General features: G+C 42.4%; 13 protein-coding genes. 8 read left to right on the forward strand and 5 right to left on the reverse strand.

Annotated elements, in window-relative coordinates:
- Positions 1-131 precede the first annotated feature (131 nt).
- On the forward strand, positions 132-1,349 hold the full coding sequence (gene pepT / locus BBH88_RS15240; RefSeq protein WP_065536561.1) for a peptidase T: 1,218 nt from the start codon (positions 132-134) through the stop codon (positions 1,347-1,349).
- A 57-nt stretch (positions 1,350-1,406) separates the two neighbouring features.
- Here pepT and BBH88_RS15245 read toward each other — a convergent pair whose 3' ends face one another.
- Positions 1,407-2,426, reverse strand: a complete 1,020-nt coding sequence (locus tag BBH88_RS15245) for an STAS domain-containing protein (RefSeq protein WP_065536560.1) — start codon at positions 2,424-2,426, stop codon at positions 1,407-1,409.
- Positions 2,427-2,731: 305 nt separating this feature from the next.
- Between BBH88_RS15245 and BBH88_RS15250 the strand changes: the two genes are divergently transcribed.
- From BBH88_RS15250 to BBH88_RS15260, 3 genes are all read left to right on the forward strand, one after another.
- Entirely contained in the window at positions 2,732-2,962 is a 231-nt protein-coding gene (locus BBH88_RS15250) for a hypothetical protein (protein WP_006830887.1), read from the forward strand.
- 106 nt (positions 2,963-3,068) lie between these two features.
- Positions 3,069-3,962 (forward strand): EamA family transporter, encoded by an 894-nt coding sequence (locus tag BBH88_RS15255; RefSeq protein ID WP_006830888.1) that lies wholly within the window; start codon positions 3,069-3,071, stop codon positions 3,960-3,962.
- An 85-nt stretch (positions 3,963-4,047) separates the two neighbouring features.
- Positions 4,048-4,470, forward strand: a complete 423-nt coding sequence (locus BBH88_RS15260; protein ID WP_065536559.1) for a pyridoxamine 5'-phosphate oxidase family protein — start codon at positions 4,048-4,050, stop codon at positions 4,468-4,470.
- A gap of 33 nt (positions 4,471-4,503) precedes the next feature.
- Here the strand turns inward: BBH88_RS15260 and BBH88_RS15265 are convergent, their stop codons facing one another.
- Positions 4,504-4,938 (reverse strand): RrF2 family transcriptional regulator, encoded by a 435-nt coding sequence (locus BBH88_RS15265; protein WP_006830890.1) that lies wholly within the window; start codon positions 4,936-4,938, stop codon positions 4,504-4,506.
- A gap of 90 nt (positions 4,939-5,028) precedes the next feature.
- Between BBH88_RS15265 and hmpA (BBH88_RS15270) the strand changes: the two genes are divergently transcribed.
- Both hmpA (BBH88_RS15270) and hmpA (BBH88_RS15280) read left to right on the forward strand, forming a co-directional pair.
- Positions 5,029-6,216 (forward strand): NO-inducible flavohemoprotein, encoded by a 1,188-nt coding sequence (hmpA, locus tag BBH88_RS15270; protein ID WP_065536558.1) that lies wholly within the window; start codon positions 5,029-5,031, stop codon positions 6,214-6,216.
- Positions 6,217-6,805: 589 nt separating this feature from the next.
- Positions 6,806-7,987 (forward strand): NO-inducible flavohemoprotein, encoded by a 1,182-nt coding sequence (gene hmpA / locus BBH88_RS15280; protein ID WP_065536556.1) that lies wholly within the window; start codon positions 6,806-6,808, stop codon positions 7,985-7,987.
- A gap of 185 nt (positions 7,988-8,172) precedes the next feature.
- Here the strand turns inward: hmpA (BBH88_RS15280) and BBH88_RS15285 are convergent, their stop codons facing one another.
- Positions 8,173-8,535, reverse strand: coding sequence for a VOC family protein (locus BBH88_RS15285; protein WP_006830893.1), 363 nt, complete (start codon positions 8,533-8,535; stop codon positions 8,173-8,175).
- Positions 8,536-8,677: 142 nt separating this feature from the next.
- Between BBH88_RS15285 and BBH88_RS15290 the strand changes: the two genes are divergently transcribed.
- Complete coding sequence (locus BBH88_RS15290) at positions 8,678-9,358, forward strand: hypothetical protein (RefSeq protein WP_006830894.1); 681 nt, start codon at positions 8,678-8,680, stop codon at positions 9,356-9,358.
- Positions 9,359-9,389: 31 nt separating this feature from the next.
- On the opposite strand, the gene BBH88_RS15295 is transcribed toward BBH88_RS15290, so the two are convergent.
- Positions 9,390-10,226, reverse strand: a complete 837-nt coding sequence (locus BBH88_RS15295) for a VLRF1 family aeRF1-type release factor (RefSeq protein ID WP_065536555.1) — start codon at positions 10,224-10,226, stop codon at positions 9,390-9,392.
- 156 nt (positions 10,227-10,382) lie between these two features.
- Here BBH88_RS15295 and BBH88_RS15300 point away from each other — a divergent pair, with 156 nt between their 5' ends.
- A complete protein-coding gene (locus tag BBH88_RS15300) occupies positions 10,383-10,694 on the forward strand; it encodes a DUF3243 domain-containing protein (RefSeq protein ID WP_006830896.1) in 312 nt (103 codons plus the stop codon).
- A 19-nt stretch (positions 10,695-10,713) separates the two neighbouring features.
- On the opposite strand, the gene BBH88_RS15305 is transcribed toward BBH88_RS15300, so the two are convergent.
- Positions 10,714-11,982, reverse strand: coding sequence for an MDR family MFS transporter (locus tag BBH88_RS15305; RefSeq protein WP_006830897.1), 1,269 nt, complete (start codon positions 11,980-11,982; stop codon positions 10,714-10,716).
- Positions 11,983-11,994 lie beyond the last annotated feature (12 nt).

Raw genomic sequence — 11,994 nt, forward strand, 5'->3', positions numbered from 1 at the left:
CATTTCGCTCGTCTTGCTCTGGTTCGTTTTTACCGATGTAAATAGGAGCTGTAAGATGCTAGCCGCAATTCAGGAAAATAGCAGATAACATAATTCAACTTGTACAGAACTTATTCTAGGGGGATTTAAACATGTTAGAGGCTTTAATTGAACGACTTGTTCGTTACGCCAAAATCGATACGCAATCTGATTTCAATAGCGATACGACACCTTCTACAACCGGACAGTGGGATTTGCTCTATGAGTTGGAACGCGAAATGAAGACCATCGGCCTGACAGAAGTCGGGATGGATAAATCAGGGTACCTCTTCGGTACGCTACCGGCTAATAACGAACGAGAAATTCCTGTAATTGGGTTTTTGGCTCATGTTGATACAGCAACTGACTTTACCGGAAAAAATGTCAATCCGAAGCGCATCGACAATTATGATGGACAAGACATTTCGTTAAATGGCAATACCACCATGACTGTGTCAGATTTCCCTGCCCTCAAAAATTATGTGGGTCATACATTGATCACGACAGATGGCACTACGCTTCTCGGTGCCGACAATAAAGCCGGTATCGCTGAGATCATAACGGCAATGGAATATTTAGATGCCCATCCAGAAATTGAACATGGGAAAATCCGAGTCGCATTTACGCCGGATGAAGAAATTGGTCGCGGTCCCCATAAATTTGATGTTGAACGCTTTGGCGCAAAATATGCCTACACCATGGACGGCGGTCCTCTTGGCGAACTGCAGTATGAAAGCTTTAATGCAGCCAGTGGCAAACTGACCGTTCAAGGGAAGAGTGTCCATCCCGGCTCAGCAAAAGACAAGATGGTCAATGCCCAAGCAGTCGCCATCCAATTTCAGCAAGAAATGCCGAAAAATGAAGTGCCTGAATTGACCGAAGGATATGAAGGCTTTATCCATTTGAACAATTTTACAGGCAATGTGGAAAACGCGGAATTGACTTACATCATTCGTGACTTCGATAAGGACAAATTCGAAAACAAAAAGCTACATATGCAGGCAGTTGTAGAAAAAATTCAGCAGCAATACGGCGAAGAGTCAATCCTTTTAGAAATTGAAGATCAGTATTATAATATGCGTGAGAAAATCAAACCTGTCATGGAAATCGTCGATAATGCGGAACGTGCCATGACTACTTTGGAAATCGAACCGAATATTGTTCCTGTACGCGGAGGCACGGATGGCTCCCAATTATCTTATATGGGGCTCCCGACACCAAATATTTTCACGGGTGGAGAAAACTACCACGGGAAATACGAATTCATCTCCGCTGAAAATATGGAAAAAGCAACGCAGGTCATTATCGAAATCGTAAAATCAGCTAAATAAAAATCAGCATTGCCTCAAAAAAGGCGTATTGGACTGGGTCCAATACGCCTTTTAATTTTAGATGATGCTTCGCCCGTTTTGCGCCAGCGCATAATGAATGCCGTGCTGCAGGGTTTGGAAACATTGGAACTTTGATAAATTAATGCCTGAGTCTGTAATGGTCATGCTCATTTTTCCTGAGATGCCCACCAGTATCGTTTGTGTCCCGATCAACGATGCCGTCAATCCCAGTTTTTCAATCAGCATTGCCGCATGCTGAGTAAAATTGTTGTTCAATCCCGTCAGATCCAAAATCAAATACTTGGCTTTGTGTTCCGGCATGTTCTGCAGTGTTTTCACTAACAGCTCTTCCGCACGGGCTTCATCGTAAGTTCCGAGCAAAGGGACAACGACGATATCTTCTAGAACCGGGATGAGTGGAGATGAAATCTCTTTGATCATTTCATTCAGTTCCCTTGTTTTTTCATCCACCAACCGCTCGAGCTCGTTGATTTTTTCCGCTTCTTTTAAACGAGACAAGTGATGGATATTCTTTTCAATTGTCTCGTCAGAAGGGAAGTACTGAATAATGCTTTCTTCAAAACCATCTAATTGATGATGAACGACTTTATACCAAATATTTTGCTTAAACAAAGAAGAAAAAATTCCAGCGTAATGCGCTGGCAGAAAACTGCCTCCTTGCTCCTTCTCTTGTGCCACATTGATTAGATGCTCCCAGCTGTTTTTCAAATGCACTTCCAATTTATGTGTTTCTTCATTTAGCTCTTTAATTTCCGCCAATCCCCATCCTGCAGATGCATATGTATTGGTGATCATTTGAGCAGCTTCTGCTATAGAGATCCCTTTTATGCCTCGAAAATATTGTCCTACTACCAGCCCTTGGCGAAATCCCGTTGTTTCCAATACGACATTCGCCGCATCTTTTCCAGAAATCTCTTCTATTGAATCAAAAAACATTTTCATTGCCGATGCTGTCCAAAAAAGAACTGACTCCTGACCTTCAAATAGAAAGCGTCCTTCAGTCAAATCCCACTCGAAATTCAAACCGCCTACTGTTATTGCTGATTCGGTATTCATCTTGTAGCCCCTCTCACTCATTGTGTCTATTTTATCATACTCGTAATAGTTCTTGATGTTTGAACCATAGTTTTAACATTTTCCGAAAGATTCTCTTACTTCAAGTGTTGGCTAAGTGACGGGTGCTTCACTGCTTCTCATACTAGGGACATGCCGCTGTCGCTGCCCCATTGCCCTCATCCTTGAAGCAACGAAACCATTTGTTGTTTACTTTTACCGTAAACAACATGCTTTCCGCCTTCATGTTTTAAAAACTCCATTAAAGGAATACAAGGAATAACACAAAACAGGAAGAGGTGCTATACATGTCAGATAAAAAACCATTTAATGAGGAAGACCGCAACATAAGCGAAGGCGGTCCCATGGATAATCCAGAACAGTACAAAACCGATAAAAAAACCATCACCGAAATGCATAAAGAAGAGATGACCGTCGATACCATTCCGATGGAAGATTTAAAACAGGAAAAAAAGGAAGAAGGAAACAAACGCGCTACCAAAAGCAATTCTTCCAGCGAAGAGAAATTTCCAGAGTAATCAGCGCGAATTTTCGTAAAAGTGAATGCTTTAAAAAAAGATCGCGGAGGCTATGCTCCGTGGTTTTTTTGTGCTATGATTCTCGTTTGAACAGGAGTGAAAGAAGATGAAAAACTGGATTTACCCCCTTATGGTCGTCATAGCCGCGAGCTGTTACGGAGTTCTCTCAACTATTATAAAAGTGGCCATGAAAAATGGATTTACTGCAGCAGAGGCAGTTACTAGCCAATATTTTGTAGGGTTTGCATTAGCAGCTCTTTTATTTTTTGCAACACAGCGAAAAATGCCCAGAATCAAAGGATGGAAAATCCTTCTACTGTCTGGTAGTTTTACAGCCGCTACCGGTATGGTCTACGGTCACTCGCTCAACTACCTACCAGCTTCATTAGCCGTGGTATTATTGTTCCAATTCACCTGGATTGGCATGTTCCTTGATTGCATTGTCAATCGTCGTTGGCTCAAACGCACTGAAGTTTTTTCCCTGGTCTTGTTATTTGCTGGAACCTTGTTTGCGGCTGGAATTATCGGAACGGACCTGAGCGGAATTCCTTGGCAAGGATGGGCTTGGGGAATGGGCGCTGCTTTTTGCTTTTCAGCATTCATGTTCGTCAACGGCAAACAGATTGAAGGCATGGATACTTCAGCACGTTTGTTTTATGTATCGCTTTTCGCAGCGATTGTCGTCGGTTTTTTCCAAACACCTGAGATTGTCTGGAATGGACAGTTATTCAATGAAGGTTTATGGATTTACGGATTATTATTGGGCTTTTTCGGAATCATCATGCCCATCTACTTCTTTTCTATCGCAGTCCCGCGTGTTGGCTCGGGGCTTGCCTCCATTTTAAGTGCTATGGAGTTGCCGGTGGCTGTCATGGCATCGGTCATTATCCTGGACGAGGCATTGACACCTCTTCAAATCGGGGGAATCTTCATTATTCTGATCGGCATGGTGCTGCCAAGTGCATTTAATCGAACACCTAAAATAGTAGAACAGATTTAAAGGCCTGCCACTCCAGCAGGCCTTTTATGTTTAGTTCCAATTTAAAAAGGAATAGATAAGTACAAAGACAAAAGGAGTGGTATAGATGAATCAGCAAGATGTAAAAAAAGCGGCATTAAAAATTTTAGAGGATAGTTACGTTGGAACGTTAGCAACAATTAAAGGCAACAAGCCCCATTCTCGTTATATGACTTTTTTTAATGATGATTTTACACTCTACACCGCCACTAGCAAAAAAACGCAAAAAGTTGATGAACTAGAGGCTAACCCGAATGCCCATATTCTCTTAGGGTACGAAGGTGAAGGAGTCGGCGATGCATTCCTAGAGATCGAGGGAACGATGTCGCTAAATGATGATCGCGAAATGATTAACAAAGTTTGGAATGAGCATTTGGAAGGTTGGTTTGAAGGTCCCGACGACCCGAACCTTGTTATTCTTGCCATCAAACCCGATCGCGTACGCTTAATGAATAAAAAAGGGCAAGAGCCGCAAGCTCTGGAACTGTAAATACGAAAACGGCTCAAAAGATTGAGCCGTTTTTTATGTCTGAAGAATTTCGCGAAGCCCTTCCCTATTAAACAGCAAATCTTCAAGGGTGTATTCATCCAACACTGTCAGGTAAGCATGGAGAGCTTTACCCAATGCACCGCGCAGTCCACAAATAGGTGAAATTGGACAGCGATTAGTAGCTGGATTAAAGCATTCAACCAAATGGAAGTCATCTTCCATTCGTCTTACCACAGTTCCAACGTTAATGTTTTCAGGGAGATCTGCAAGACGGATGCCTCCACCTCTTCCTCTGACTGTATGAATAAAACCAGCTTTGCCAAGTTCAAAAGTAACTTTTGTCAAATGATTTTTGGATATATTGTATGCATCAGAAATTTCTTGTATCGTTGTCAGCTTACCTGATTCCTTGGTGCCTAAATAAATCAAAACACGCAATGAGAAGTCTGTATACATGGTCAATCTCATTTTCCTCACCTCTTCTGCCTGTTTATTATAGCGGCTTTTTAGTTCTTTCGAAAGCAAATGAACCTCAAAATGCGAAAAGGAGTGTTTACTATGTTATCAGAGCAAACTCGTTCAATTGTTAAGTCCACTGTACCCGTTTTAGAGGAGCATGGTGTTGCAATTACCACTCGATTTTATGAGAACCTTTTTGTAGCACATCCTGAGTTATTGAATATTTTTAATCAGGCAAACCAAGCCCAAGGTCGTCAACAAGCAGCTCTTGCAAGTTCAGTTCATGCAGCCGCAGTTCACATTGATAACTTAGAAGAAATTTTGCCGACTGTAGTTCAAGTTGCACATAAACATGTGAGTGTCGGTGTTTTACCTGAACATTATCCAATCGTCGGGGAGTATTTGCTAAAAGCAATGAAAGAAGTATTAGGCGATGCTGCAACAGACGAAATTCTTGAAGCGTGGGCTGAAGCATACGGAGTCATTGCAGATGCTTTTATTAATGTTGAAAAAGATATGTATAAAGAAACAGAAGACCAAGAAAATGGCTGGATATTCTTTAAAGATTTCGTTGTCGCACGTAAAGTGAAAGAAAGCGAGGTAATCACTTCGTTCTATCTAAAACCTGCAGATGGATCTAACGTGCCTCCCTATATACCAGGTCAATATATTTCAGTACGTCTTACGATGCCGGAAGAAGAGTTTTTAGTCATTCGACAATACAGTCTTTCTCAGGCACCTAAGCCGGATGAGTTCCGTATTTCAGTTAAAAGTGAAAATGACAACGATCCGAACGGTGTCGTTTCCAACTATCTACATCGCAACCTCAACGAAGGCGACCCAATCGAAGTTAGTGCACCGGCTGGAGTATTTGTGCTTGATGTATCGAAAACAACGCCTGTTGCCTTCATTAGCGGCGGTGTCGGGATTACTCCAATGATGAGTATGTTTGAAACGGTTGCACATTCTACACCATACCGTCCAACTACTTTCTTGCATGGTGCACGTAATGAAGATCAACACGCTTTTGATACAGACATTCAATCCTATGCCGAGAAAATGGAAAATGCTCGTTATAAAACGGTGTATTCAGATGAACCAAATGGTTTTATTACCAGGGAATTGTTAGAGGAGTATGTGGATCCGGCTAGTGACATCTATGTTTGCGGCCCGCCCCGCTTTATGGAAATTATGATTCGTGAGTTACACGGATTAGGTATTCCAGAAGAACAGATTCATTACGAGTTCTTCGGTCCCGCAATGGATTTGACTATGAATAGTGACTAAATATGTTAGTCGCCCAGCTTATGCTGGGCTTTTTTTATGTGTCTAGAGACATTTGGGGGCAATATGAAGTATTTCGGTGGATTTGGATAGTATTTTTCTCGGTTGGACAGTATTCGGCGACGAACGGAAAGTATTTGAATGAATACGGATTGTATATCCATTTAATGGAATACCCTCTCTTTATTCTCTCCCACTCTAGCTATGCGGGTGCTTCCACTTTTCTCATTGTCCAGACTCCAGCACCCAGCTCTTCGGGTCATAAGTCACCCCAACTGCGTGGCACAGAACGCCACACTGCTGGTCTGCCTTATGCCTGTCAGAGCTATGCGGGTGCTTCCGCTTTTCTCATTGTCTAGACTCCAGCACCCAGCTCTTCGGGTCATAAGTCACCTCAACTGCGTGGCACAGAACGCCACACTGCTGGTCTGCCTTGTGCCTGTCAGAGCTATGCGGGTGCTTCCGCTTTTCTTTGTTGTGACTTTTTTGTGAAGTCAATTGTGTCGAAATTTTAAAGAAGTATTTAAAATGTATCTTTAAAAACATATGAGGAGTATAGTCAAGATATAGAAAACAAAAGGAGAGATTGACGATGTTATCACAAGAGACAAGAACAATCATTAAATCCACAGTACCGGTATTAGAAGAGCATGGAACAGCAATCACGACGGTATTCTACAAAAATATGTTTGAAGCACATCCTGAACTTTTAAATATTTTTAATCACGCGAACCAAAAACAAGGCCGTCAGCAAGCTGCATTGGCAAACACGGTTTACGCTGCCGCAGTGCATATCGACAATTTGGAAGCCATTCTTCCAGCTATCGTACAAATTTCCAACAAGCACGTAAGTTTGGGAATCAAACCAGAACATTATCCGATCGTTGGAGAATATCTGTTAAAAGGAATTAAAGAAGTGTTGGGTGATGCTGCAACTGATGAAATCATCCATGCATGGGCAGAAACGTATGGCGTAATTGCAGATGCTTTTATCGGTGTTGAAAAAGATATGTATGAAAACATGGAAACTCAAGAAAATGGTTGGAGCTTTTTTAAGGACTTCACGATTGCTCGCAAAGAGAAAGAAAGCGAAAATATTACTTCCTTCTATTTAAAACCAGTTGATGGAAAAAATGTTCCTTCTTATCAGCCTGGCCAGTACATTTCTGTACGCATGTCAATTCCAGGAGAACAATACTTATTCAATCGCCAGTATAGTCTTTCTCAAGCTGCACAAGAAGATGAGTTCCGTATTTCAGTTAAACGCGATGCAGACAATGATCCGAACGGACGTGTATCCGTTTATCTTCATGACGAAATGAATGTGGGCGATCGCTTTGAAGTTAGCGCTCCTGCAGGTGAATTCGTTCTGGATACTGAAAAAACCACTCCCGTCGCATTCGTCAGCGGTGGTGTCGGTATCACACCTATGATGAGCATGTTCGAAACTGTGGCTACTTTGACTCCAGAACGTCCGACCGCATTCCTTCACGCGACACGCAATGAATCTATGCACGCTTTCGACAAAGATATTCAGAAATCCGTCGCTGCTATGGATAATGCAAGCTACAAAACGCTTTATTCTGATCAGCCACAAGGCTATATCACACACGCAGTTTTAGAAGAATACGTCGACATTACAGGTGATGTTTATGTATGTGGTCCCGTTCCCTTCATGGAAGCCATGATTCAGCAACTACAGGCCCTTGGAATGAAAGAAGAACAAATTCATTTTGAGTTTTTCGGTCCAGCTGTCGCTCTTCAAACTGTATAATTTTTCAGGAAGCTGTCCACTCACACTGGACAGCTTTTTGTGTGCAGTCGATTACCTCAGTCCAAAGTAGTCAAAAGCTCAATACAAATGAATTATTTGCTGTCTCAAAAAAACTTCCTAAAACAAATAAGTGCCCTGTTATTGCACAGGGCACTCTCGCTTTAATAAGCGATAAATCAAAGCAATCATTTCAGAAACTCCAGGCGATTACCAAACGGATCAAAAATAAAAAAGCGTTCGACGCCCGGTATGCTGTCATCTTCCTTCAATTCCAATCCGTTTTCGGACAAGTAGATCTTCAACTCATCATAGCCAGTTACACGAAATGCCGGATGCGCTTTTTTCGCCGGTGAAAATGGCTCTTCCACCCCTACATGCAATTGTTGGCCGCCAAACCCAAACCAAGCTCCACCTCTTCCTTTTAAGGCTTCCGGCTTCTCAATTTCCAGCATTCCCAAAATTTCAGCATAAAACCTTCTCGTCTCCTCTTCTCTTCCAGCAGGTGCTGCAACTTGTACATGATCGATTTGCAAAATAGAAAATTCCATGCCCTCACTCCTTTTCTTTTAGTTTACCCAAGTTTTTGAGAAAAGAATATATGAATGTTTTTAAGATTTGTCATAAGATTATCCAATCACTTTACAAACTCACTCGGTTTGCCGTAGCATAAACATAAAGAGGTGAATCGTCGTGACTTTCCCGCAATCAGCTAGATACTTGTTGAGTAGCCAATCCGTCGCAGTAGACCGTACTCCGCAGCAGCCGCTCAGCCAAGATATCCCCACAATGATTGAAGAACTGAAGTGTTGGTGCGGAACTGACAATGCTGGAGTAGCAGTATCGTATTTTTTTCGGCAGTATGCCCTATATGTAACGGCCCAATTCACTTTGCTCCACCAGCATGGCGGCTATTTTTCTATACACTGGTGGGAACTGCAATTTGACCGTGTCCGTAATTACGGGCTGCCGTTGCTAGAGACATATGTAAAATCCTCCACCTTCAAACATATCCAGCCAAGTGAACGATCCCAGGCTTTTCACGAAGTCCTTTACCAGCAAGTAGATGAACTACTGAACGAATTCAAAAAACATATAAAAATATCCTCCATTACCTGCTGGGAGAACGTGCTGGGTTCTGTTATATGGTTTTATGCCAGTTTGGAAACCCGCAGTCCACGAACAGTTGCGGAAGACATGGAGTGGCTTCTGGATGAAGCAAATTGGCTACCAATCAAAACTTCCTACCTTTCGAAGCTGCTTGACAACACTTCACTTCAACAGGCTGTTTCAAAGCCGCTTAGAAAAACCTGCTGCCTGTACAAAGAGATGCCGTCTTTTAGTACTTGTACATTTTGTCCGAAACCCAATTAAAACACCTCAGCAAATATGCTGAGGTGTTTGTTTATACTTCAAATACTTCATGTAGTATTTTTCCATGGTCGTTGTTCGTCAGGTTTTTATATACGCAACTTGTCGGTTTCTTTTGAAGGGCTTTAGAGAAAGACTTAGCGTGCTCGGCTTCTCCAACGACATGGATTTCTTCCCATTTACGCTCTTTTTTTAGCTTTTCTATTTTACTTCCCATGCTTTTATAGAAGCGTTCGAGATTCTCCTTGAGTCTGTGGTCCAGTTCATCGACTGGACTTCCGCCGCCGCTACCACCAGTGACTGGGCTATTTCCCCCACCTGCTCCACCGCCAAGAGATCCAGAACTGCGTACGCCTTTCTGCTCTGTCCATACTTCCAGTCCTGCATCAAACTCATAAAAAAGTTCTTCGTTGATAATCCCCATCGACGTATCAATTACACGTATGCCTTTAAAGCCTGGCAAAATGATGCCAGCGTAGGGATACGCTTTATACATATAACGCAGTTCTTCCAGAACAGGCTTAGTTTCCCAGTGGAAACTCGTTTTAACCGGGATCTGGACATAATGCACGGACCATAAATCCGTATGTGGCGACGCAAAAATAATAACACCTTTTTGAAGATCGTTTTGGTTATCCAAAATTTCTTTTTCCACTTTTTTTCTTAAGGTTTTATACGCCTGTATTTCCTTTTCATCATTGGATGCCTTCAAGTACTCGTCTAGCCGTTTCAAACCGTTTTTCAGGTGGATTTTCCATGCCCCATTCTGAGCGTTTAAGTCAGCTGGATTTGTGTTTAAATAAACACTTAACACGCAACGGTCTGGGCATTCAAAACTTTTCAATTCCTGGATTTCGTCGTATAAGGTCATTCAATCATCCTCCTTGTATTCCATCCTTGTTATCTGATTACCCCTATGAATTTTATTTAAACGAATCTTCTGAATAATTTTGAGAACCATGTTTAAAAATTACGGTCTGTGGTAAATAGAGAGTGCTACTAAAATAATGAAGGAGCGTGTCATTCAATGGAAAACATCAACAAGCAAGTCGAAGATAAACTAAAAGGTACTGATGACAAGAAAAAAGAGCAAATTTTAGCCGACTTCTCTACATTCATCAATTATTTAGGCGACAAAGTCGAAATCGGCGAGAAAATGGGCTTAAGTGAAGAGCGGATAGCTCAGTTAGCTGAAAAAGTTGCATCTTACTTAGCGAAAAAAGAAGATCCAAAGAATAGTGAAGAGTATTTACTGCAGCGTCTATGGCAGGTTGGCGATAAAGAACAACAACATATGCTGGCACACATGCTGGTAAAATTGGCTAAAGAACAAGAATAGTATAAGCAAAAGGCCTTCCTCAATGGGAAGGCCTTTTTTCGTATAGATGGAACATGAACAGATAGACAAAGCCACTGGCTAGCGCAAGCAGCCCTAAAAGGCCGAACGTCCAAGCAAAACCAAACCAGGCTGTCATGGGAATAGAAATTGGTGCAATCATTCGACCGACTGTATACCGCAAGCTGGCAGCTGCAAAATATTGGCCGCGCATGTCTTCTGGTGCAAGCTTCGAGATAAAGTTCTGCTGCAGTCCGACAACCATCAATTCTGCGAAAGTAAACACAGCCATTGCAACGACGAACATCCAGAACCATGAAGTTAATGGGAATAGCCACATCGCCAATCCATAAAAAGCGGCAGAAGTGAAGAAAACCCATTTCTCAGGAAATTTGGTCATCCCCCGGGTAATGACTACGGTCAGTATAGCTACGAACAATCCATTCTCAGCTAATAGGATACCAAATGAAGTTTCTCCCGTAACGGACCACTCCCGACCCAAAATAGAAGCAACTGTTTGGCTATCGATTGTTTCCTTCAAATAGATTGGGATCAATAGATCCAATTGCATAAAGGTCTGTGCACCCAGTACTCCTGCAATAATAAACAATAGGAACAACCGGTCCTTAAAAATTAGACCGTATTCCTTAAATTGCTTGGAAACCGCGCTGATCCAACCTGTCGATTCCTGTGACTGCCACTTGTTCACCATTGCCTGCGACAAGGTTTCTTTTGTCAGCAATCTCAGAACTAAACCAAGCAGCATCGAAATTACAGTAACCACCAGCAGCAGCTCGAAGCGGTAAGAAAAGAACAGTACTGCGCCAAAAAGCGGTCCCACGACAACAGCAATATTTAAAGTCGTATAAAAAATAGCGAAGACATCGCTGCGGTATTTTTCCGGCACCACATCTGCAATCATCGCCTGGCTTGCTGGCCAATAAAGCGATCCGCACATTCCAGCTAGTGTGAACGCGACAAATCCAAGTTCGGGGGATTGCAGCCACGGGGAATTGGCAAAGGCAAATAACAAGAACGAAAAGCCCTGTGCGATAGAAGCCACAACCAGCATACGCCTGCGGCCGAAGCGGTCCGCGCAATAACCACCGACCAGGTTTGAAGCAACAGAAAACACCTGAGAAATAACCAGTAGCAATCCTGCGGTTCCTTTGCCGAACTCTTCAGCAAAGTAAATCGCTAAAAATGGGAATACCATCCAATAACTTGTATTCATAAAAAATTCGCCGACCAAGCGAATCTTTAAACTTCGATCCCAATCCTTTAGTCTCATTCCCGTTTCCCC

The sequence above is a fragment of the Planococcus antarcticus DSM 14505 genome (genome assembly GCF_001687565.2).
GTDB classification, from domain to species: domain Bacteria; phylum Bacillota; class Bacilli; order Bacillales_A; family Planococcaceae; genus Planococcus; species Planococcus antarcticus.